Source organism: Flavobacterium sp. SH_e, assembly GCF_025717045.1.
Classification (GTDB): domain Bacteria; phylum Bacteroidota; class Bacteroidia; order Flavobacteriales; family Flavobacteriaceae; genus Flavobacterium.
In genome coordinates, this window is sequence record NZ_JAOVZN010000008.1 from 84,606 (window position 1) to 108,512 (window position 23,907).

General features: G+C 33.0%; 21 protein-coding genes. 18 read left to right on the plus strand and 3 right to left on the minus strand.

What is annotated here, in order from left to right; genetic code table 11:
- Nucleotides 1-40 precede the first annotated feature (40 nt).
- Nucleotides 41-1,768: a M14 family metallopeptidase gene (locus tag OD917_RS18485; protein WP_263524902.1), complete on the plus strand. Its 1,728-nt coding sequence runs from the start codon at nucleotides 41-43 to the stop codon at nucleotides 1,766-1,768.
- Between the two features lie 185 nt (nucleotides 1,769-1,953).
- Nucleotides 1,954-3,369 (plus strand): KAP family NTPase, encoded by a 1,416-nt coding sequence (locus OD917_RS18490; RefSeq protein ID WP_263524903.1) that lies wholly within the window; start codon nucleotides 1,954-1,956, stop codon nucleotides 3,367-3,369.
- Between the two features lie 208 nt (nucleotides 3,370-3,577).
- On the opposite strand, the gene OD917_RS18495 is transcribed toward OD917_RS18490, so the two are convergent.
- On the minus strand, nucleotides 3,578-4,228 hold the full coding sequence (locus OD917_RS18495) for an NUDIX hydrolase (protein WP_263524904.1): 651 nt from the start codon (nucleotides 4,226-4,228) through the stop codon (nucleotides 3,578-3,580).
- A gap of 7 nt (nucleotides 4,229-4,235) precedes the next feature.
- Between OD917_RS18495 and pyrE the strand changes: the two genes are divergently transcribed.
- The gene (gene pyrE / locus OD917_RS18500) at nucleotides 4,236-4,880 is read left to right on the plus strand and encodes an orotate phosphoribosyltransferase (protein WP_263524905.1); all 645 of its coding nucleotides are present in this window, start codon (nucleotides 4,236-4,238) and stop codon (nucleotides 4,878-4,880) included.
- A gap of 146 nt (nucleotides 4,881-5,026) precedes the next feature.
- Complete coding sequence (locus OD917_RS18505) at nucleotides 5,027-5,419, plus strand: SRPBCC family protein (RefSeq protein WP_263524906.1); 393 nt, start codon at nucleotides 5,027-5,029, stop codon at nucleotides 5,417-5,419.
- 179 nt (nucleotides 5,420-5,598) lie between these two features.
- Here the strand turns inward: OD917_RS18505 and OD917_RS18510 are convergent, their stop codons facing one another.
- Nucleotides 5,599-6,327 carry a biotin--[acetyl-CoA-carboxylase] ligase gene (locus OD917_RS18510; protein ID WP_263524907.1) on the minus strand — a complete coding sequence of 243 codons (729 nt, stop codon included), beginning with the start codon at nucleotides 6,325-6,327 and terminating at the stop codon, nucleotides 5,599-5,601.
- 92 nt (nucleotides 6,328-6,419) lie between these two features.
- Between OD917_RS18510 and rsfS the strand changes: the two genes are divergently transcribed.
- The 8 genes from rsfS (at nucleotide 6,420) to OD917_RS18550 (ending at nucleotide 13,173) form a co-directional block, all read left to right on the plus strand.
- The gene (gene rsfS, locus OD917_RS18515) at nucleotides 6,420-6,791 is read left to right on the plus strand and encodes a ribosome silencing factor (protein WP_007809313.1); all 372 of its coding nucleotides are present in this window, start codon (nucleotides 6,420-6,422) and stop codon (nucleotides 6,789-6,791) included.
- A 15-nt stretch (nucleotides 6,792-6,806) separates the two neighbouring features.
- Nucleotides 6,807-8,732 carry an ATP-dependent zinc metalloprotease FtsH gene (gene ftsH, locus OD917_RS18520; protein WP_263524908.1) on the plus strand — a complete coding sequence of 642 codons (1,926 nt, stop codon included), beginning with the start codon at nucleotides 6,807-6,809 and terminating at the stop codon, nucleotides 8,730-8,732.
- A gap of 118 nt (nucleotides 8,733-8,850) precedes the next feature.
- Nucleotides 8,851-9,456, plus strand: a complete 606-nt coding sequence (locus tag OD917_RS18525) for a lactate utilization protein B/C (RefSeq protein ID WP_111283214.1) — start codon at nucleotides 8,851-8,853, stop codon at nucleotides 9,454-9,456.
- Nucleotide 9,457: 1 nt separating this feature from the next.
- Nucleotides 9,458-10,348, plus strand: a complete 891-nt coding sequence (locus tag OD917_RS18530) for a phosphatidate cytidylyltransferase (RefSeq protein ID WP_263524909.1) — start codon at nucleotides 9,458-9,460, stop codon at nucleotides 10,346-10,348.
- Nucleotides 10,338-10,991 carry a phosphatidylserine decarboxylase family protein gene (locus tag OD917_RS18535; protein ID WP_263524910.1) on the plus strand — a complete coding sequence of 218 codons (654 nt, stop codon included), beginning with the start codon at nucleotides 10,338-10,340 and terminating at the stop codon, nucleotides 10,989-10,991. Before OD917_RS18530 ends, OD917_RS18535 begins: the two co-directional genes overlap by 11 nt.
- Nucleotides 10,992-11,261, plus strand: coding sequence for an acyl-CoA-binding protein (locus OD917_RS18540; protein ID WP_111283208.1), 270 nt, complete (start codon nucleotides 10,992-10,994; stop codon nucleotides 11,259-11,261).
- An 8-nt stretch (nucleotides 11,262-11,269) separates the two neighbouring features.
- Nucleotides 11,270-12,049 (plus strand): superoxide dismutase, encoded by a 780-nt coding sequence (locus OD917_RS18545; RefSeq protein ID WP_263524911.1) that lies wholly within the window; start codon nucleotides 11,270-11,272, stop codon nucleotides 12,047-12,049.
- 65 nt (nucleotides 12,050-12,114) lie between these two features.
- On the plus strand, nucleotides 12,115-13,173 hold the full coding sequence (locus OD917_RS18550) for a glycoside hydrolase family 130 protein (RefSeq protein WP_263524913.1): 1,059 nt from the start codon (nucleotides 12,115-12,117) through the stop codon (nucleotides 13,171-13,173).
- A gap of 57 nt (nucleotides 13,174-13,230) precedes the next feature.
- On the opposite strand, the gene OD917_RS18555 is transcribed toward OD917_RS18550, so the two are convergent.
- Entirely contained in the window at nucleotides 13,231-15,102 is a 1,872-nt protein-coding gene (locus OD917_RS18555) for an alpha-amylase family protein (protein WP_263525342.1), read from the minus strand.
- 286 nt (nucleotides 15,103-15,388) lie between these two features.
- Between OD917_RS18555 and OD917_RS18560 the strand changes: the two genes are divergently transcribed.
- The 6 genes from OD917_RS18560 (at nucleotide 15,389) to OD917_RS18585 (ending at nucleotide 23,829) form a co-directional block, all read left to right on the plus strand.
- On the plus strand, nucleotides 15,389-17,065 hold the full coding sequence (locus tag OD917_RS18560; RefSeq protein ID WP_263524914.1) for an OstA-like protein: 1,677 nt from the start codon (nucleotides 15,389-15,391) through the stop codon (nucleotides 17,063-17,065).
- A gap of 116 nt (nucleotides 17,066-17,181) precedes the next feature.
- Nucleotides 17,182-18,375: an aspartate aminotransferase family protein gene (locus OD917_RS18565; protein WP_091130234.1), complete on the plus strand. Its 1,194-nt coding sequence runs from the start codon at nucleotides 17,182-17,184 to the stop codon at nucleotides 18,373-18,375.
- Nucleotides 18,376-18,641: 266 nt separating this feature from the next.
- Nucleotides 18,642-20,036, plus strand: coding sequence for a tetratricopeptide repeat protein (locus tag OD917_RS18570; RefSeq protein WP_263524915.1), 1,395 nt, complete (start codon nucleotides 18,642-18,644; stop codon nucleotides 20,034-20,036).
- A gap of 2 nt (nucleotides 20,037-20,038) precedes the next feature.
- Complete coding sequence (locus tag OD917_RS18575) at nucleotides 20,039-20,791, plus strand: shikimate dehydrogenase family protein (RefSeq protein WP_263524916.1); 753 nt, start codon at nucleotides 20,039-20,041, stop codon at nucleotides 20,789-20,791.
- Nucleotides 20,792-20,846: 55 nt separating this feature from the next.
- Nucleotides 20,847-21,599, plus strand: a complete 753-nt coding sequence (locus OD917_RS18580; RefSeq protein WP_263524917.1) for a lipid A phosphoethanolamine transferase — start codon at nucleotides 20,847-20,849, stop codon at nucleotides 21,597-21,599.
- 250 nt (nucleotides 21,600-21,849) lie between these two features.
- Nucleotides 21,850-23,829 (plus strand): DUF349 domain-containing protein, encoded by a 1,980-nt coding sequence (locus tag OD917_RS18585; RefSeq protein ID WP_263524919.1) that lies wholly within the window; start codon nucleotides 21,850-21,852, stop codon nucleotides 23,827-23,829.
- Nucleotides 23,830-23,907 lie beyond the last annotated feature (78 nt).

A 23,907-nucleotide genomic window follows, 5' to 3' on the forward strand; every position in this document is an offset into this window, starting at 1 on the left:
AAATAAAAACTTATATTTGATTCCTATTAAACCCAAAACCATGAAACTTTTTACATTTCTCTTTTCACTTCTCACTATAACCATTACTGCTCAAAACAACAAAAAATACGATACGTTTTTTGAGAAAGGAAACGGAAATCAATCGGCTTCTTATCAAGAAACTATCGCTTATTGGAAAATGCTTGCCGATGATTTCCCAACGATTCAAATGAAAGAAATGGGATTGACCGATTCTGGTGAACCTTTGCACATGATTACTTTTAATCCTGATAAGGAATTTGATTTTGATAAAATCCAGAAAACCAAAGCCGTTTTGTTTGTCAATAACGGAATCCACGCTGGAGAACCTGACGGAATCGATGCTACAATGCAATTCTACAGAGATTTGGCAACAAGAAAAATAAAAGCGCCAAAAAACACCGTTTTGGTTACCATTCCAGTTTATAATATTGGCGGTGCATTAAATAGAAATTCAACAACTCGCGCCAACCAAGACGGGCCAGAGATTTATGGTTTTAGAGGAAATGCGAGAAATTATGATTTGAATCGTGATTTAATGAAATCGGATACTCGAAATACGAAGAGTTTTGTGGAGATTTTCCAGAAAATAAACGCTGATGTTTTTATCGATAATCACGTGAGTAACGGTTCTGATTATCAATACAAACTAACGTACATCATGACACAGCACAACAAACTAGGAAAAGTTTTGGGTGATTTCATGAATGACGAAATGATGCCGGCTTTGGTAAAAGATCTTCAGAAAAAGAAAATTGAAACTACACCGTATGTCGATTCGTTTAAAGATACGCCAGACAAAGGTTTTGGGCAGTTTGTAGATAGTCCGCGATATACTACGGGTTATACCTCTTTGTTTAATACAATTGGTTTTGTGGTCGAAACGCACATGCTGAAAAAATACGCCGAACGCGTAAAAATGACGTACGAATACATGAAATCGACATTGGATTTTACCGATGCGAATTATCAAAAAATAAAAGATTTAAGAGTAAAGAATTTAGAGCAATATCAGCCTAAAAAATCATACACTTTAAAATGGGAATTGGACAGCACAAAAGCGACAACTTTTTCTTTTTTAGGATATGAAGCAGGTTACAAAAAAAGCGAGGCTACAACAGGAGATCGTTTGTATTACGACCGAAGCAAACCATATAAAAAAGACGTTCCGTATATCAAAGAATTCAAATCGCAAAAAGAAGTTGTTATTCCGTCTGCTTATATCATTCCGCGTGGCTATTGGAATATTATTGACCTTTTGAAAAACAATAATATCTCGTTTAAAGAGATTAAAAACGATACCATTATAGAAGTCGAAAGCTACAGAATCGCCGATTTTAAAACTGTTCCTTCTGCCTACGAAGGACATTATTTACACCGAAATACAACGGTAACTTCTAAAATCGTTAAAATGGCTTTCGCCAAAGGAGATTACCTAGTTCCAACAAACCAAAAAGGCGTAAAATATCTTCTAGAAGCTTTTGAACCAGAAGGTATTGATTCGTTCTTTAATTGGAATTTCTTCGACCCAATTTTACAGCAAAAAGAACATTACTCGGAATATATTTTTGAAGATACTGCGTCAAATCTTTTAAAAGAAAATCCAACTCTAAAAGCAGAATTAGAAACCAAAAAACAAAACGATCCTGCTTTTGCTAAAAATCCCGAAGCGCAATTGGATTGGATTTACAAACATTCTGTTTATTATGAAAAGGCGCATATGCAATATCCTGTTTATCGTGTTTTGTAGATTTTTTTGATTGCTTTTTTAACGCAAAGTGCGCTAAGTTTTTTTCCTTTGATTGAGTTTAACAAACGATAAGATCGCAAAGCTTTGCGTGTAGAACTTTGTCAAAGTCGAATTATGATTTTCCGCAAAAACATTTTATTTTAAAATTTTACATTTGAAATTCTAAATTTTAAATCTAAGTAGCAATGAATATTAAACACAAAGAGATAATTATTGAAACTGAAAACCCATTTGCAAATTGTAAATTGGACAGGAAAAAGTATTCAGAAGTTTTAACTGGAATTATTGAGGCTTATTCTGAAGGTTTTGTTCTTGCAATAAATAATAAATGGGGAACTGGAAAAACGACATTTATTAAAATGTGGGAGCAAGATTTAAAAAATAATGATTTTAAAACAGTATATTTTAATGCTTGGGAAAATGATTTTGAGAATAATCCTCTCGTTGCTCTAATGGGCGAATTAAAAGTTTTAACAAATAAACCTACCGACCCCGCATTTCAAAAAATATTAAAAAAAGCTTCTATTTTATCTAAACATATAATACCTATAGTAGCACAATCAGTCGTTGATAAATACATAGACACGAAAGGAGTTAAAGATGCTATTGTAGAAGCATCTAAAGGTGTAGCTGATTTATTTGAAAATGACGTAAATGAATATTCTAAAAAAAAGAAAAGTATTCAAGAATTCAGAACAGAATTGTCTAATTTTATAGCTAAAACAAATAATGGAAAACCATTAATTTTTATTATCGATGAATTAGATCGATGCAGACCAAATTATTCTGTTTCAATCCTTGAACAGATAAAACATTTTTTCTCAATTCCTGACATTGTTTTTATACTATCGATTGATAAGGAACAACTTGGAAATGCAATACGTGGAGTTTATGGTAGTGATAAAATAGATTCTAATGAATATTTAAAACGTTTTATTGATATTGAATATTCTATTCCAGAACCTGAGAGAGATGTTTTTTATAAATATCTTTATTCTTATTTCAAATTTGATGATTTTTTAGATCATGATTTTAGAAAAATGCATTTAGGATTAGAATCTGATAAAGGACTATTCTTAGAATTTTCACGTATTTTATTTTCAAATGATTCATTAACACTCCGACAGCAAGAAAAAATTTTTGCTCATTGTCGCTTAGCAATGAGAGCTTTTGGTGCAAGGACACACTTAATTCCAGAAGTATTTCTTTTTCTAATTTATATAAAAATAATTCATGAAGATTATTATATAAATATCAAATCTAAAACATTATCATTTTCAGAGCTTCAAGAGAAATTTTATTCGATAATCAAAAATAAACTAAACAATGGTACAGAAAGACTACTAATGTGGACTGAAGCATATTTATTACTATTTTATTCAAATTATCTCAATCCATACTTAAGAAACGATAAAATATACAAGTATAATTCTGAATTGAGAAGAAACACTTTATTAATCGATTCAGTTGTAAACAAATCTAATAATGAAAAATTTCTAGACATTTTTGAAAATATTGAACGTTCAAGAAATACTGGTGTTGATCTTGATTTAAATCACTTTATAAAAAGAATTGAATTAACAGAATCAATAATAAATTAATATATCCGCTAGCACGAACGGGACGCTCACGTCAGCAAAAAGCTTAAAACTCTAAACATGAAACAAACTAACCACAAAGTTTATCTCCGCGTGAGGGATAGAAGCAGGCTACCAAAGTAGCGCGGATAGCCCGACAGCAACAAAAAAAGACCCAATGAACGCAAAGTTGATTGGGTCTTTTTTTGTTGGTGGCAGGCCCTAATTTTAATTATTTAGAACTTGGTCCAGATCGATAAGCGACTGGTATTTCTATTTTTTCTGTTGGAATTTCTCCCTCTTCAAACAATAATTTAATGTTTTCGTATGAGTTTTTAAGTGCTTCTTTGATTTGCTCTGGGTTTAACCAGGCAACTTTTTCGATTCCTTCTTCAAGTTGTCCGTGTGGTGTTCCTTCAAAATCAGACTGCATTTCGAACCAATGCGTGATTTTGAGTTTGTATTTTCCGTTGCGTTTAAAGATATGATAGGTTTTTTGGAGTTTATTCGTAATACGAAGCTTGTTGACTCCTGTCTCCTCCTCTACCTCACGCATAGCCGTCGCTTCAATGTCTTCCCCTTTCTCGATTCCGCCTTTTGGCAAGTCCCATTTTCCGTTTCTAAAGATAAACAAGACTTCGCCTTTCTTATTGTAGACAAAGCCTCCGCCCGCTTTATTCACGGGAATTTTGGCTTTTAGGGTTTTCATCATCTCACTTTCATCGGGATGATATAGAATGGCTTTTTGAATTTTATTTTGAAAAATTTTTATAATAAGCTGTTCGATATCAATACTCTCCAACAAGAACAATTGGAAATCTGTTTCCTTTGAGATTTCATTTGTCAAAAAAAGTGGTTTGTCGTTTACAAAAACTTTATACATTTGTATTATGATTTTTAATAAAGATACTGCCGAAAAAACAGCCGAATTGCTTTTGCAAATAAATGCAATTAAATTGAATCCCGAAAATCCTTTTACATGGGCTTCTGGTTGGAAATCTCCTATTTACTGCGATAATAGGTTAATTCTTTCATTTCCGAGCATCAGAAACTATGTTCGTGATGAGTTTGCTAAAAATATCGAAAAACAATTTGGAAAACCTGATGTGATTGCTGGTGTTGCTACTGGAGCCATTGGAGTTGGAATTTTAGTTGCCGAAAGTTTAGGTCTTCCTTTCGTATATGTGCGTCCGGAGCCAAAAAAACACGGTAGACAAAACCAAGTTGAAGGTTTTTTGCAAAAAGGACAAAATGTTGTGGTTGTCGAAGACTTAATTAGTACTGGAAAAAGCAGTTTAATGGCTGTTGAAGCTTTAAGAAGCGAAGGTGCTAACATAAAAGGTATGGCGGCTATCTTCACATACGGTTTTGGTGTTGCTGAAGAAAATTTTAAAGAAGCTAATATTGATCTATTCACTTTAAGCAACTACGAAAACCTTCTTAGTTTAGCAGTTCAAAAACAATATATCACAGAAGATCAGCAATCGACTTTACTGGAATGGAACTCTAGTCCATCAACTTGGGGGCAAGAGTAATTTTAGATTTTGTAAAAGTTGCTTTGCTCCTTTTAGAATTTATTTAAAGTTTCTGCTTTGCGAACTTTACGTTTTTATAAAGTCATAGTACAAAAAAACTTGCGTTCTTTGCGTTAAAAAACAAAAACAAAACAAAAAAACACTATATGAACTTAGAAAGTCCAAAAGTTACAGTTCAGAAATCAGCTCAGGATTTATTTGATCAACTGACTGATGTAAAGAATTTCGAAAAATTAATGCCAGACAATATCGCTAAATTTGAAGTGACTGGCGAAGACGCTTTTATTTTTGGATTGAAAGGGATGCCTGAAATCAAATTGAAAATGAAAGAAAAAACAGCACCAAACAAAATTGTTTTAGGTGCTGCAAGCGATAAACTTCCGTTTACGCTAACTTCAAACATTGACACTGTTTCTGATTCAGAAAGTGCTGTTCAATTATTCTTTGAAGGAGAATTCAATGCTATGATGGCGATGATGGTTAAAGGTCCAATTAGCAAGTTTATTGAAACTTTAGCAAACAATATGCACAAATTATAATGGTTAATTGTAAATTGTGAATTATAAATGAAAGCCTGATTTAACGATCGGGCTTTTTTTTGAATGCCACGAAGACGCTAAGACACGAAGTTTTTTTATTTCACAAATACGTCAGACGCACTGCAGTGCGTCTCTACGAAAAACCTTTGTCACTTTGTCCCTCTGTCCCTTTGCAACTCTCAATAAAGCATTTTCACTTCTTTAATCTCAAATTCCGCAACCGAGTCATCTTCTAATAGAACCTGCAGTTTTCCAATTGGAGAAACTCCTTGAATAATTCCCATAAAATCTCGGTTGTTATTATCTCGAAATGCTGTTGGAACACCTTTTTTAAATAAAAAATTAAAATAATCTTTCCAGAAGTTTTCCGAATCGGTTTTCCAGAACTGAATCTTTTCTTTTAGTTTTTCAACGATTAAAATTGCCAGCTCTTGCTTATCAAAAGGTTTTCCTGAAATCACTGCTATTGAAGAAGCATTTGGCAATTCGTCAAAATCGGTTTGATTGACATTAATTCCGATTCCGACAACTGACACAATCCTGCCATCGCTTTTTAAGGTGTTTTCGATTAATATGCCAACTAATTTCTTATTGTATGACAGAATGTCGTTTGGCCATTTTATGCATATATTAGGAATATTTATCGATTTTAGAGTTTCTGCAACAGCCAAAGAAACAGCTACGCTTAAATTAAAAACTTGCTCATTATCAAACAGAAAATCTTTTACCAAAATGCTCATAGTTAAGTTCTTACCAGCTTGAGTCTTCCATACGCCACCAACTTGCCCCTTTCCTTTTGTCTGATTTTCAGCTGTTACGACCGTAAAATTCTCCAGTTCTTCTTTACTGGACAATGATTTTAGGAAATCATTTGTCGAATCTATGGCATCGAGTTTGATTAGTTTCATTAAATAATTTAAATATCTTAATTTAATATTTTGTTAAGGTTCAAAAATAATCACAAAATTTGGTAACTTTACAAATTCATATAAAATAATTCATGGCGAAAAAGACTATTAATAATGATGTTCTACTGGCGAACATAATCAAAGGGATTGAGGAAGTAAAAGGAAATGATATCGATATTCTTGACTTAAGAGAAATAGATACGGCAGTATGCGACTATTTTGTAATTTGCAATGGTAGCTCAAACACCCAAGTTAACGCCATCGTAAACTCAATTCAAAAAACAGTATCAAAAGACTTAAAAGATAAACCTTGGCACGTAGAAGGAACCGATAATGCAGAATGGGTTTTAATGGACTATGTACACATTGTGGTACACGTTTTCCAGAAACATATTCGCGAATATTACAATATCGAAAGCCTTTGGGGCGACGCCAAGATCACTACAATCGAGAACAAATACTAAAGAAACTTTCACTAAATGGCTAAAGATAATAATCCAAATCCGAATAAATTTAAAATAAGTCCTTGGTTAATATATACCGCAATACTTTTAGTTTTTTTATTCATAAGTTTTGCCACAGGAGGATCAAGCTTAAGCGAACCTGCTCAATTAACTTCTTCTAAATTCAACACGCTTTTAGAAAAAGGCCAGATTGAAAAAGTAATTGTTTACAATAAAGCAGAAGCTGAGGTATATCTGAATGCTGCGGCTCTTAAAGACCCAGCAAATAAAAAAGTAGCTGAAGATATTTTCAAACAGCCAAACAAAGGTCCACACTACACGTTGGAAATTGGTAACGATCAAATCTTTCAGACTAAATTAGAAAAAGCAGTTACTGAGGGCAAATTGAAAGATTTCAACTTCCTTCAAAAAAATAACTGGAGCGATATTTTAATCAGCTTACTTCCTATCATCATCATTGTTGGTGTATGGATCTTTATTATGCGTAAAATGTCTGGCGGAGGCGCTGGAGGTGGCGGACAGATTTTCAATATCGGAAAATCTAAAGCTAAACTTTTTGACGAAAAAACAGATATCAAAACTACATTTAAAGATGTTGCTGGTTTAGAAGGTGCTAAAGAAGAAATTCAAGAAATTGTTGAATTCCTTAAAAACCCAGAAAAATACACTAATCTTGGAGGTAAAATACCAAAAGGTGCTTTACTTGTAGGACCTCCGGGAACTGGTAAAACTTTATTAGCAAAAGCTGTTGCTGGTGAAGCACAAGTACCTTTCTTCTCTCTTTCAGGTTCTGATTTCGTAGAGATGTTCGTTGGAGTTGGTGCTTCACGTGTACGTGACTTATTCAAACAGGCAAAAGAGAAATCTCCTGCTATCATCTTCATCGATGAGATTGATGCTGTTGGTAGAGCAAGAGGAAAAAGCAATATGTCTGGCGGAAACGACGAAAGAGAAAACACTTTGAACCAATTACTGACAGAAATGGACGGTTTTGGAACAAACTCTAACGTAATTGTTTTGGCTGCGACAAATAGGGCTGACGTTTTAGATAAAGCTTTAATGCGTGCTGGACGTTTTGACAGACAAATTTTTGTTGACTTACCAGACATTCGCGAAAGAGCTGAAATTTTCAAAGTACACTTAGCTCCTATCAAAAAAGTTGAAGGTCTAGATTTAGATTTCTTAGCAAAACAAACTCCAGGTTTCTCTGGCGCTGATATCGCTAACGTTTGTAACGAAGCTGCATTAATTGCTGCAAGAAATAACAAAGCTGCAGTTGACAGACAAGATTTTCTTGATGCCGTTGATAGAATTATTGGTGGTTTAGAAAAGAAAAACAAAATCATTACTCCAGAAGAGAAAAGAGCAATTGCTATTCACGAAGCTGGTCACGCAACTGTAAGCTGGATGCTAGAACACGCTGCCCCACTTATTAAAGTAACTATCGTTCCTCGTGGACAAAGTTTAGGTGCTGCTTGGTACTTGCCAGAAGAAAGACAAATCGTAAGAACAGATCAAATGTTGGACGAAATGTGTGCTACTATGGGAGGAAGAGCTGCAGAAAAAGTAACTTTTGACAGAATTTCAACAGGTGCTTTAAGCGACTTAGAAAAAGTAACGCGTCAGGCTCGTGCGATGGTAACTATTTACGGATTAAATGATAAAATCGGAAATGTTACTTATTACGATTCAACTGGACAAAGCGAATATAATTTCTCTAAACCATATTCTGATGAAACTGCAAAAATCATTGATGCTGAAATTTCAGAATTAATCGAAGGTCAATACCAAAGGGCTATTCAGATATTAGAAGAAAACAAAGACAAATTAAATCAACTTGCTGATATTCTGATTGAAAAAGAAGTTATTTTTAAAGATGACTTAGAAAACATTTTCGGAAAACGTACTTTTGATAAAAATTTAGAAGAAGTAGTTTCATAAGTTAATTACGAAATACGCAATAATTTTTTAAAATCTTAATTCAAAATACCCTTTTGAATTAAGATTTTTTTATCTTTGAACGTTTTCAATTAACATGTAAAGCATTTCATATAAAAAAATGAATTTTTTCAAAAAAATATTTGGCTCAAGCGAAGCCGCTTCTGATGAAGAGCACGAAAGCGAATATGCGGGCACACCTGCTCAGAATAGTCATTTATCTTTAGATGAACAGTTTATTTTCAACTTCAAAAAAAATGGAGGTAAATTTTTATACTGTGAAAATACTCTTGAAGTTGCTGAACAATTTGAAAACATTTTAGAGGAAAATGATTGGTTCGAAAATGAAGTATTATGCTACGAGCCAGCACTTTTTGGTTTATTGGAAGAAAACAAATTGTTTTATATTGCTCCAACAAAACCAAGATTCTTATTAGCAAGCTGCGAAAACCTTATAGCTGATGAAGGTTCGATTTTATTTTCGTCGAAACAAATCAGACAAAACAAACCAAACGAATTACCTGCTAATATTGTTATTATAGCAACCACAAGCCAAATTCTTCCAATGAAAAGTGACGGATTAAGCGCTATAAAACGTAAATACGAACGAGACTATCCTACTAATATCACTACAATAAAATATTTCGAAAAAGCGAAAGAAGAAGATTTTACACAATACGGAAGTGTTGCAAAAAACCTTTATTTACTGCTTTTAGAAGATCTTTAAGATGAACGAAACACTGAAGAGAACCATTTCTGGTGCTGTTTATATCGCTTTATTATTAGCTTCGATATTGTTTTCCACAGAGAGCTTCATTACTCTTTTTGGTGTTTTCTTGATTATTACGATATACGAATTTTCTAATATTGTAAAATTAAACAAAGTATTTTCTATATTTTTCGGAATCTTAGTTTATACAGCAATTATCCTTGTTAGTCATTACAATAAAAAAACGAGCCTATTCTTAAATGATTCGTTTAATTCTAACATAAGCTTAGAAACAAACATTAAACAGCTCGATTTAGTCTTGCTGGCAGTTACCATTGTTGTTTCCATTAAATGCATCATATTCTTATTTTATGACTCTGTACAAAGTGTAAGTACCTCTTCAAAGTATTTATATCTACTAGGATATATTACGCTTCCATTTGTATTTATTGTCAAAATATCTTTTGGAACAAATGATTATAATCCGAAAATTATTTTAGGTTTATTTGTCTTGATTTGGACCAATGATACTTTTGCCTATTTAGTTGGAAAATCAATGGGAAAACATAAATTATTTGAACGTGTTTCACCTAAAAAAACAATTGAAGGCTTTATTGGTGGTGTTGTTTTTGCAGCATTTGCAGGCTTTTTGATCTCTAAACTTTACATTCAGCCTAAACCTGAGTTTAGCAGTAAATCGATTTTAATCTGGACCGTTATCGCGTTAATAGTAAGTATTTTTGGAACTATTGGAGATTTAATAGAATCCAAATTTAAACGAATTGCAGGCATAAAAGACAGCGGTTCGATAATGCCTGGTCATGGAGGTATTCTAGATCGATTAGATAGTGTTATATTTGTAGCACCAATTATATTTTTATTTTATCAAATTTTATATTATGTTTCATAAAGAGGGAGGCCCGTCCATTTTATTAGGTACTGTATTTACTGTAGCTGTACTTTTACTTGCTGAAAGATTTATTGATATCAATTGGCTTAGAATGCTTGTTCAAATTGCAGCGCTTGTAATTTTGATCATTATTTTACAATTCTTCAGAAATCCGAAGAGAATTGCAGTTAGAAACAGTGATCATATCCTTGCTCCAGTAGATGGAAAAGTGGTGGTTATTGAAGAAGTTTATGAAGGAGAATATTTTAAAGATAAACGTTTACAGGTTTCTATTTTTATGTCGCCAATCAATGTGCACGTAACTCGTTACGCAATGGATGGTATTATTAAATTTAGTAAATATCACCCTGGAAAATTCTTAGTTGCTTGGCATCCAAAAGCAAGTGAAGAAAACGAAAGAACTACAGTAGTTATTGAAAATAAAACTTTTGGAGCTATTTTATATAGACAAATTGCTGGAGCATTGGCTCGTAGAATTGTAAATTACGCTAAAGAAGGGATGCAGGTGGTTCAAGGAACTGATGCTGGTTTCATTAAATTTGGATCGAGAGTAGATTTATTTTTACCTTTAGGTACACCAATCAATGTTGAGTTAAATCAGAAAGCGATTGGAGGAAAAACAATTATTGCTACAAAGGCATAAATGGCTGATAAAGATTTAGATATTCGCTTTGCTAAAGCCGTAGAAGTTGCAATGACAATGACTCAGGCTTCACTGCCGCAAGATGTGCAGTTAAGACTTTACGCTTTTTACAAACAGGCCACTTTTGGTACAGCAGTTTACAATCAATCTGAAAATTTTGATTTGAGAGATGCTTTTAAAACCAATGCTTGGATGCAAATTAGCCATATGTCGATTGATGAAGCTAAAGAAAATTATATCGAGATCATCAATTCATTAACATCAAAATAAATAACATTATGAAGAAAAACGTTGTTCTTTTTAGCACTTTAGCTTCATTTTTACTATTGTTTTCTTGTAAAGAAGATAAGCTGACAGAAGTTGTTGAGGTTCCTCTGCCAACAAAAGAGGAAAAAATAACTATTGGTTCGCCAAATGATGTTAAAGCGGATCCCGGTTCTTTTGAAATGACGAAACTGCCATTTAATTATGATGCCCTTTCGCCAGACATTAGAACTTTAACTTTAGAAACTCATTATTCTAAGCACTATTTATCGTTCACAAACAATTTCAATAAAGAAATTCTTTCGACTGAGTTTGAAAATATGCCAATTGAGGATATTTTAAAAAAAATGCCTCTTACTAATTTAAAACTTCGTCAGAATGCGGGTGGATATTACAATCATACACTTTATTTTAATACCTTGACTCCAAAAGAGCAGACTCCAAAAGACACGCTTGCAGGTTCTATTAATAAAGAATTTGGTTCGTTTAATAATTTAACCAATCAATTTAAAGCGCAATCAGAAAAGCAGTTTGGTTCTGGATGGGTTTGGCTGGTTGTAGATCGATATGGTAAATTACAAATTACTACAACTGATAATCAAGACAATCCGTTAATGAAAAACGCTTTGATTCCTGGAACTCCAATTATGGGAATTGATCTTTGGGAACATGCTTATTATTTAGATTACCAAAACCGAAAAGGAAGTTATATTGACGCCTTTTATAAACATATCAATTGGGAAAAAGTAAACGAATATTACGTTGAAGCACTTAAAAAGGTTAAAAAAGTATAGAAAAAAAGCTGATGCAATTAAGTATCAGCTTTTTTTTATACCTTTTAGGTACTTAAACGAACATCATGAAAGACATTGCCAATCGTTTTATAGAAAACCCTTTGTTATCGCCATCAGATTTACCACCAAGTAGAGAAGGATTAGAAATTACCTGTTTGCTGAATCCCGGCGTGTTCCAATTTCAAAACAAAATCTGGCTTGCAGTACGAGTTGCAGAAAGACCAAAACAAAACGAAAATATCATTTCGTTCCCTGTTCTTAATGAGGCTGGAGCTATTCAAATTATTGAAATTTTAAAAGATCATCCAGAACTTATTACAACAGATGCGCGAGTAATAAACTATCAAGGAATTGATTATTTAACGACTCTATCTCACATTCGATTACTGTGCAGTGAAGATGGAAAACATTTTTACGAGCCAGAAGATTATCCTTATTTGGTTGGTGAAGGTATTTTGGAAACCTTCGGAATTGAAGATTGCCGCGTTTCTTTAATTGAAGGAAAATATTATCTCACTTTCACTTCGGTTTCTGGAAACGGCGTTGGCGTTGGCTTAAGAACAACAACAGATTGGAAGAATTTTCAAAAACACGGAATGATATTTCCTCCTCACAATAAAGATTGCGCTATTTTTGAAGAAAAAATAAATGGTTTGTTTTATGCCTTACATCGTCCGAGTAGTGTAGATATTGGCGGAAATTATATTTGGATTGCTTCTTCTCCAGATGGAATTCATTGGGGAAACCATAAATGCATCATCAAAACCAGAAAAGGCAATTGGGATAGTAAAAGAGTCGGCGCTGGCGCTGCACCAATTAAAACTGAATTGGGTTGGCTCGAAATTTATCACGGAGCAAACGAATTTCATCAATATTGTTTAGGCGCATTCTTAATGGATTTAGAAAATCCTTCAAAAGTAATTTCGAGAACAGAAACTCCAATTATGTTCCCTAAAACAAGCTATGAATTAAGCGGTTTCTTTGGAAATGTTGTATTCACAAATGGTCACATTATTGATCCTGATGGCGACACACTAACGGTTTATTATGGCGCTTCGGATGAATTTGTTTGTGGCGCACAATTTTCGATTAGAGAAATTCTTTCTTTACTTAAAAAGCTTTAAAAACAAAAAAACTTGTCTAGAGAATTAATAAACAAGTTTCTTTTTAAAATATTTTTTTTAATTCACTTCATAAATAAATGATTCAGAAGGCTTTATTTTAACTCTTGCAGAACCTTCTCCATTTTTAACTGTAAAATAAGTTTTGCTTGCCGAATATATTTTATCTACAAGCACATAAGAACCATCTTTCAGCTTCCACTTTGAAATTATAGATGAAGGAATTTTCAAATCAAATTCGCTTTCTTTTTCTGAAGAGAAATTAGCTATTACAATTAGTTTTTGGCTTTCTGACCAACGAACAAAGCTATACAATAACGCATCATAATTTGAATTGTTTTGACGATTTACGGATTGAATTTCCTCAAAACTACCCATCAAAGCACTACTTTTGATTGTGAAATTCAACAAATGTTTGTAAAAATCACGAAGTTCTTTTTCTGAATTAGAAAGCTGTCCGCCATCGAATTTACCATCATTCATCCAACGCTGATGATTTGGAACACCGATGTAATCAAAAATTGAGGTTCTTGAGCGTTTTCCAAAACCTGCATCTTCGTTCCCTGCCTCTCCTACTTCTTGTCCAAAATAAATCATTGTTGGCGAAGTACTGATTGTTGCTGAAACCACCATCAAAGGTTTTCCTCTTTCTGGCGTTCCTGCAAATTCTGAACTTGCCAAACGCTGTTCGTCGTGATTATCTAGAAAATGAAGCATATAATGTTCGATATCTGACATTCCGTTTTGAATTTTTGTTAATTCGTCAGGCGAAGATTTCCCTCGAATAATATCTTTCAGTTTATCATAAGTTTCTACTTTATCATACAAATAATCCATTTTCCCTAAACGAATATAATTTCGGTATTCATTAGGATTATAAACTTCTGCCAATAAAAATGCTTTTGGATTTTTCATTTTTATAGAAGAGTTCATATAACTCCAGAATTCGTAAGGAACCATTTCTGCCATATCATAACGGAATCCGTCGACTCCTTTTGCTATCCAATACAATGCAATATCTCTAAATTTCTTCCAAGAATTTGGAATATCTTTATCTTGCCAAAAAGCAAAATGCTCTTGATATGATTTTTTGTCAAAACCAGCAGGAAGTTCAGGAAAATCTTTAGTTCCGTCTGGACGAACTCCATAATTAACTTTCACCGTTTCATACCAGTCATTTTCGTCTGGTTTAAATTTTCTTGAACCATTTCCTGTCCATTTCGCAGGATTTTCGTCAAACTTTCCGTCAATTAATGGATTCTTTTCTCCATTTAAAGGAATATCTCCATCTGGAATTTCGAAATGCTCATTCGGAATATAATAGAAATTATTATCTCGTTTGTATTCAACCGTTACATCATCCTCTGCTCCAAAATCTTTTATGCCAGCAGGATTTGATTTTCCTTCGTATTTACGAGCAATATGATTAGGAACAATATCAATAATTACTTTTAAACCTGCATTATGAGTACGTTTTATTAAAGCTTCAAATTCTTCTAAACGCTTGGCAGGATTAACAGCCAAATCTGGATTTACATTATAATAATCTTTCACAGCATAAGGCGAACCTGCGCGGCCTTTTACTACTTCTGGATCATCATTTGAGATTCCGTATGCTGTATAATCGCGCACTAAAGCATGATGAGGCACACCAGTGTACCAAATGTAAGTAATGCCTAGATCTTTTATTTCTTGAAGCGCTTTATCTGTAAAATCATTAAACTTTCCAACACCGTTTTCCTCAATAGTTCCCCAAGGTTTATTTGTTGTGTTTTTATTTCCGAAAAGGCGTGTAAAAACTTGATAAACTACAACTTTCTTTTCTGTTGCAGCTTGTTCTTTTGCTGTACTCATTTTTAAATCTTTTGTTTTACAGGCTGAAAATAGTACAGTTAACGTAATTCCGGCTGCAATTATTCTTTTACTTATCATCTCTTTTTGGCTATTCTTAACTTGTCTCATAATTTAAATACCACAAAAGGCATTAAAACTAATCTCTAAATGTAATTCATTTTTTAAAATTCAGAACATCATCTTTTTAAAATGCTCTGTTTTAAATCTAAAATACCACAACTACAACGTGAGAGTTCTTTGTTTTGTTGAAAAAATAAATGAGGTTCAACTTCTTAATTAAGGCATTGGTGGCGAATTATAAATTAATCCTAATATCAGCCATAGGTTCTAACCTTTTTTATAAATTTGACAAAAATTTAATCAGTTGAAGAAATCACTCTTTTTCATATTTTGTTGTCTGTTTCTTAGTGCACAATTTATTTCTGCGCAAGCAAAAAAAACTGCACAAACTCCTAAAACTATCGTCGTCGAAAATGCTGACTTTTCTGATGTTGATCAGGTTAACGTACCAGATGCGCTTTTACTTACTGGAAATGTAAAAGTAAATCACGACGGTGTTGTATTAACTTGCAATAAAGCCTATTTTTTTCAGAAAGAAAATTATTTAAAAGCATTTGGAAATGTACAATTAGTACAAGGAGATACTTTGTTTTTGAATAGTAAATATGCTGAATATAGTGGAAATGAAAAGAAAGCTTTTGCTACAGGAAATGCAGTTTTGACTTCACCAGATGCTACTTTGCAGACCGATACGATTAATTTTGACAGAAATATTCAGGAAGCTTTTTACAATACTAAAGGAACTATCATAAACAAAGACAATACTTTAGTAAGTAAATCTGGAAGATATTTTGTAAAAGAAAAGAAATTCCAGTTTTTAACTGAAGTTACAATCACGAATCCGAAATACGTAATTAAATCAAATCATTTGGACTATTACAGTAATTCTGGACACACTTATCTTCTTGGTCCTTCGACTATTACAAGTAAAGCCAATTATATTTATACAGAAAAGGGTTTTTATGATACGAAGAAAAACTTAGCGCATTTTCTTCGAAGATCGTATATCAAATATGATGATCGGCTTATAGAGGGCGATAGTTTATACTATGATCGAAATGTAGAATTCGCATCGGCAACACGAAATGTAAAAATCACTGATTCTATAAATAAAGGAATCGTTAAAGGTCATTATGCAGAGCTGTACAAGCTGAAAGATTCGATGTTTGTAACCAAAAGAGCTGTTGCAATTAATTTGGTCGAAAATGACTCTGTTTATATTCATGGGCAGAAATTAATGGTAACTGGAAAAGAAGGGGAAAGAATTTTGAGAGCTTTTAAAAATGTTCGTTTCTATAAAACAGATATGAGCGGTAAATGCGATTCGATACATTCTGATTCTAAAACTGCCTTGACAAAACTAATTGGAAATCCAATTCTTTGGAATGGCGACAGTCAGATTACTGGAGATATAATGCATTTAATTGGTGACAATAAAACGAGAAAAATCGACTCTTTAAAAGTTTTAAACAATACTTTCGTCCTATCCAAAGACACGCTCGGAACTGGTTTTAATCAGGTCAAGGGACTCAATCTTTTTGGAAAGTTTCGGGATGGAAAACTTCATGATGTTGATGTCATTAAAAATACCGAGGTTATTTATTACATGCGAAATGATACCAACGAACTGATTGGAATCAATAAAAATGTTAGCAGTAAAATCAACATGATATTAGAGAATAATGCTATTGAAACCATTACTTTCTACAATAAAGTAGACGGAGACATTTATCCCGAAGATGAACTTCCTGAAAATGCCCGTAAACTTCGAGGTATGAACTGGAGAGGCGATGAAAGAATAAAGTCGAAAGACGATATTTTTACCGACGAGGATAATGAAATGAATGAAAAACTGATTAAAGAAGGAAAAGAACAGGAAGAAAAAGGTAAAAATGTCCCAATGAAAGTCAGGAAAGAGACTTTGAATTATGACAAAAAGAAACCAGCTGCTAAGACAGATACGAAAGCTAAAAGTAAGTAGTTTTTAGTCACAGTTTACAGTACCTTGCGATTGTTTAAACCACAAAGTTAACCTAAGCGTAAAGTTAAAAAACCTTAGAACCTTAGTACCTTTGCCACTTTGAACCTTAAAAAGAAATGAATCCAGATTTTATAAAATACCAAGCGCAAACCTCCCCTTACCCACTGGGAATGGAAGTTTCGCATGCCATTGGCTCATATATTTACGACACAAACGATAAAAAATACTTAGATTTTGTTGCCGGAGTTTCAGCTTGTACTTTAGGACATCAACATCCAAGAGTTAATCAAGCTATAAAAGACCAGTTGGACAAATATTCGCATGTGATGGTTTACGGAGAATATTCTCAAAGTCCAGCCGTCCAATATTGCAAAATGATGGCCTCTCTGCTTCCAGAATCTTTAAATAAAACCTATTTGGTTAATTCTGGTACAGAAGCGATTGAAGGTTCGTTAAAATTAGCCAAACGCGTTACAGGACGCAGCCAGCTTATTTCCTGTCATAACGCTTATCACGGAAACACTATGGGTTCTATGAGCGTTATGGGATTCGAAGAGCGCAAACAGGCTTTTAGACCTTTGCTTCCAGATGTTGATTTTATCACTTTCAATAACGAAGAAGATTTACAAAAGATAACTACTCGAACCGCCGCGATTCTTTTAGAAACTATTCAAGGAGGCGCTGGTTTTATTCAGCCAGAAAACAATTTCCTTCAAAAGGTTCGTAAGCGTTGTGATGAGGTTGGAGCATTAATGATTGTTGATGAAATTCAGCCAGGTTTTGGAAGAACAGGAAAACTTTTTGGTTTTCAAAATTATGATGTTGTTCCAGACATTGTGGTTATGGGTAAAGGAATGGGTGGCGGGATGCCTGTTGGCGCTTTTACTGCTTCTGCCGAAAAAATGGATCTTTTAACCGAAAACCCAAAACTAGGACATATAACCACTTTTGGAGGCCACCCTGTCATTGCGTCAGCTTGTCTTGCTACTTTGCAAGAATTAACTGAAACAAATTTAATGGCAGAAACGCTAGAGAAGGAAAAACTCTTTAGATCGCTTTTGGTACATCCTTTGATTACAGAAGTTAGAGGAAAAGGATTAATGCTTGCCGCTATGACAGAATCGGCAGACATTACAAACGAAGTCATTTTAACCTGTCAAGACAGAGGACTAATTTTATTCTGGCTTTTATTTGAAGGATGCGCCATAAGAATTACACCTCCTTTGACCATTTCTGAAGACGAAATTAGAGAAGGTTGCGCCATTATTTTAGAAGTGATGGATGAAATAATGAAGAAGAACAACAACTAAATATAAAAAATTATTTTGAGCGCTGTTTTTAATAAAATAGACAGAAATTAAAGCTCAATTTCTATTTCTAAAAAGCCTTCCGATAGAAATAAAAAAATGACAAAACTGAAGCTAATCCCTTAAGAATAAAAGAGATTTCTTCCCAAAATAGAATAAAAAACGCCATATATTGTTAATTAAATTGTTCAAAACAATTAATTTCTTATCCTTACAGCGATTATATGGTTGCCTAAATTTATAACAGGCTAATTTCAAATATACGAAGTATGCAATTAAGCAACGAAGAAGAAGATTATAACCTATCCCTATCCAAATTTGAGTCGATGTTAAAAACCAACAAAGTACTCTTTTTTGATTCTGAAGAATTCGAAGAAATAATTCTTCATTATTTAGACATAGGTAAGGCTAATTTAGCAAAAAAGGCCTTAAAACTTGCATTAGACCAGCATCCAAAATCTACAGGCTTAAAATTAGTACAAGTAGAAATGCTAGTTTATGATGACAAACTCGACATTGCTGAAAAGCTTTTGAATGAGTTATACGCAATTGAACCTAACAACGAGGAAATCTATATCCAAAAAGCCAATATTTGTTCCAAAAGAGATCAGCACGAAAAAGCAGTTGAACTGTTAAAAATTGCTCTTCAATATACTGACGATTATGCTGATGTGTATAATTTGATTGGAATGGAATATCTTTTTATGGATAATCTCGAGCTTGCCAAGGACAGTTTCATCAAATGTCTTGAAGAAGACTTAGAAGATCAATCTGCTCTCTATAACGTAGTGTATTGTTTTGAATTTTTAGATCAGAACCAAGAAGCTATTGTATATCTTAACGAATACATCAATAGAAATCCGTACAGCGAAATTGCATGGCATCAGCTTGGGCGTTTGCATTATGGCGTAAAAGAATACGAAGCAGCAATTCGTGCATTTGATTATGCAACCCTGATTGATGATGAATTTTTAGGTGCTTTTATGGAAAAAGCAAAAGCTTATGAGCGCCTGAAAAAATACAATGAAGCAATTGAAAGCTATAACAGAACCATCGAATTGGACGATGCGACTTCATATGCTCTGCTACGAATTGGAAAATGTTATGAAAAACTTGGAAATTTAGCGAAAGCGATCCAATATTATAACCAAACTGTTCACGAAGATCCGCTTTTAGACAAAGGCTGGATTGCAATAACAGATTTTCACCTTCGCCAGAAAAACTATCAAAAAGCATTATTTTTTGTAAATAAAGCCTTGGCGATCGACAATCAAAATCGTTTGTATTGGAAAAGATATGCCACAATCAACAAACAGATGAACTTTTTTGAAGAAGCTGAATTTGGTTTCAGAAAAGCGGTTGAATTTGGAGATTATGCTTTAGATACTTGGTTATTTTGGGTTGATATTCTTCAGTTTTTGGGAGAGTTTGAAACGGCTATCCAAACTTTATTGCAAGCGACAGAATATTTCCCTGAAGAAAACGAAATCGAATACCGTTTGGCTGGATTATATTTTATGATTCAAGACAACACAAAAGCTAAATTCCATTTAAGCAATGGTTTACGTCTAAACTTTGACAATTATATCTTAATAGAAGATTTGTTTCCAGTAGTTTGGACAAAAAAAACAGTAAAAAATTATATAGAAAAACATCGTAAATAAGAATGGTTGATATTTTATTAAGAAGACGTTTTGGATTATTGGGACGCAACATAAGCTACTCTTTTTCAAAAGGTTATTTTACAGAGAAATTTAATAATGAAGTTTTTGCTGGTAACAGCTATGAGAATTTTGACATTTCTGAGATTAATTACTTCACAGAATTAATAAAAAACAATCCTGATTTAAAAGGATTAAATGTTACGATTCCGTACAAAGAACAAGTTATTCCTTTCTTAGATAAACTATCAAAAAAAGCCGCTCTAATTGGCGCCGTGAATACTATTAAATTTACCAAAAGCGGTAAGTTAAAAGGATATAATACCGATTATTACGGATTTAAAAAGTCTTTAAAACCACTATTGGAGCCTCATCATAAAAAAGCTCTTATTTTGGGAACAGGTGGCGCTTCTAAAGGTGTTGCTTTTGCTTTGGACGAATTGGATATTCCGTACACTTTTGTTTCTAGAGAAGCAAAAGAAAACATTATTGATTATGATTTGATAAACGCTACTACTTTTGATAATTTTCAAATTATAATTAATTGTACACCAGTTGGAACAAGTCCGAATGTTGAAGCTTGTCCGAATTTGCCTTATGAGTTTTTTACAGAAAAACATATTGCTTACGATTTAATCTATAATCCTGCAGAAACCACTTTCTTACGAAAAGCAAAAGAAAAAGGCGCTGTAATTAAAAATGGACACAATATGCTTATTTTTCAGGCTGAAAAAGCTTGGAAAATCTGGAACAAATAAAAATTAAAATGTTAAAGTAATTTTCGTAAATTAGTCTACTCATTTGCAGACAGTTATGAAGAAACAATTACTTTACTTTAGCATTTTTTTTCTTATTACAGTTCTTGCATCAGCCCAAGACGAAGATATAGACAGAAGCAATAGTCCATTTGCTGAGCCTCGATATCATTACTTTCTTCAGACTATTTTATTATACAATGAGTATTTAGACACCAAGAATGGCTCTTATAACACTACCAATTTACGTGTTTTACAGCCAATAGGCAACAAAGCCTGGAATCTGAGGTTTGATTTGCCTTTAATATCAACCAACTCCAATTCTATAAACCAAACTGGACTTGGTGATGTAGGTGCTGGATTGAGTTTTATCCCCTATTTTAAAAAAACTAGCGGGATTGGCCTTAGAACTCGTATCATTTCAAATTCTGCCGTAGATCCAAGTTTTGGCACAGGTAAATGGGTAGTAATTCCAGCTGGTATTTTTGCAAAATACTTCAATCAAAAGAAATTCTTATGGCTTGCGACTGTTGAACATTCCCAAAGTTTTGCAGGATCAAGCAACCGAAGCGATGTCAGCGTAACCCTGTTAGAAAACAACTTATTATGGTTTTTTGGTAAAAATTGGATTGCTACAGATGTAGCTTTTAGATACAATTACGTTCTAGATGGTTTCCAGAATAATGCTTTTATGGAGTTTGGTCGAAAAATAACCCCAACAAATCTAGTTTATGTACACCCCAGCGTAGCTTTTGGCGGAGAAAAATCATATAATTTTGGTGTAGAAGTTGGCCTTTTGGTTTTGTTTTAATTTAAAGCCAAATGCTGAATTTGCGTCGCTTTTTTATGATTCATTTGTTTTTTCATTGAAAAATCGTAAAAAACATTATTTCTATCTTATCAATTAAAACAACAAAAATTAATATATCATACTGCTAAATTGAATCAAACAATAAGAATTTCATCGCAAATTAGCGTATAAACAAAGGATTTATTTTGTATTTAGAAACACCTTTACTATCTTTCGCACTGTTTAAACCAAAACCTTATACATTTTTAAGATGTTAGAAGAAAAGAATGATAACCTGCAAGAAGCAGACGGAAAATCTGGAATCGAAATAAATGATTCTGTAGCAAATGATGCAATTGAAATCTCAGATTCTGAAACTCCAAGTACTGACTTGGTCTCAGAAACTGAAAATGAATCATCAAAACAAGAAGATGCTCATCAAGAAGCATTAGATGTTATTACTAATTCGAACGCTGCTGAAAGCGAAGACGAAACGCTAAAGGAACGTCATGACATTCCTATGCAAGATTACAATACATTCTCTCTAGACGCTCTTGTTGATGAACTTAAAAAACTGGTTAATATAGACAAAGTAATGTCTGTAAAGGATCATATTGAAGAAATCAAAAAAGCTTTCTTGTTGCAATATCATCATCTTATAGAGGAAAAAAAAGAAGAATTTTTAGCTTCTAATCAAGATCCTAATGAAGAGTTTGAATATCATCTTCCATTAAAATCAAAATTTGACGAATATTATAATGTTTTTAGAGAGAAAAGAAATTCTCATTTTAAACATTTACAGACCAATTTAAAAACCAATTTAGATACTCGTCTGGCTATTGTTGAAGAATTAAAGGAGTTAATCAATCCGCAAGAAAATATAAAAGATACTCTTAAACATTTTAATGAATTAAGAGAAAGATGGAAAAATGCTGGAGCAATTCCAAAAGACAAATACAATCACGTTTGGAACAACTACCATTTCCATGTAGAGAACTTCTACGATTATCTGCATTTAGACCGCGAGGCTAGAGATTTAGACTTTAAACACAACTTAGAGCTAAAGCAAAAAATTATAGCTCGCGTTGAGGAATTAGTAAATGAAGCGGATGTAAACAAATCTTTCCGTGAATTACAAGATTTGCACAGAATCTGGAAAGAAGAAATCGGACCTGTTTCTAAAGAGCATCGTGATGCCATTTGGAATCAGTTTAGCGAATTAACTAAAAAAATCCACGATAAAAGAGAGCTTTTATTTGAAAACCAAAGAGCAAACGAGCACAAAAATCTTGAAGTTAAAAAAGAAATTATAGCTAAAATCGAGACTCTTGGAAGTGAAAAAGTAAATTCTCATTCACAATGGCTTGTTCAAATTCAAAAAGTAGAAGATTTAAGAAATGAATTTTTCGCAGCTGGAAAAGTACCATCTGAAGTAAATGAAGAAACATGGGCTGCATTTAAAACCGCTGTTAGAAACTTCAATGCTTTTAAAAACTCTTTCTATAAGGATATTAAAAAAGATCAAAACGATAATCTAAATAAAAAACTGGCTCTTGTTGCTAAAGCAAAAGAATTACAGGAAAGTACCGATTTTACTTCTACAACACCTGTAATGAAACAAATTCAGGAAGAGTGGAAACAAATTGGACACGTTCCTAAAAAATATTCCGATAAAATCTGGAAAGAATTTAAGGATGCTTGCAACCATTATTTCGATAAATTAAAAGAACATAAATCGGAAGAAAATAGCGAAGAAGTAGCAGCTTTTGACAACAAAAAAGCATATTTAGATACTTTAAGAGCTTTCCAATTAACTGGAGACCATAAAACTGATTTAGATGCTATAAAAGCACATATTGAAACTTGGAAAGGATTTGGAAAAGTTCCTTTTTCAAGAAGACATATCGAAGGAAAATTCAATAAAATCCTAGATGCTCTTTTTGAAAAATTAAGTCTTAGCAAAAAAGAATCTGAAATGATGCGTTTTGCAAACCGCATTGATTCATTATCTGATAGCAATGACACGCGTAAATTAGACAATGAAAAAATCTTTATTATGCGTAAAATTGAAGAAGTTCAGAATGAAATTTTCCAATTAGAAAATAATATTCAATTCTTTACCAATACTAAAAATGCGAAAAAGGAAAATTCTATTGTAACGGAGGTTCGCAAAAACATCGCCATTCACAAAGAAAGTCTTGAAGTATGGAAAGATAAATTGAAACAACTTCGAAACTTGGGACAAGAATAATTGTAGATGAATTCTAAAAATATTAAAGTGTAATGAGAAATCGTTACACTTTTTTTTGTGTTTTTTTTTTAATGCAAA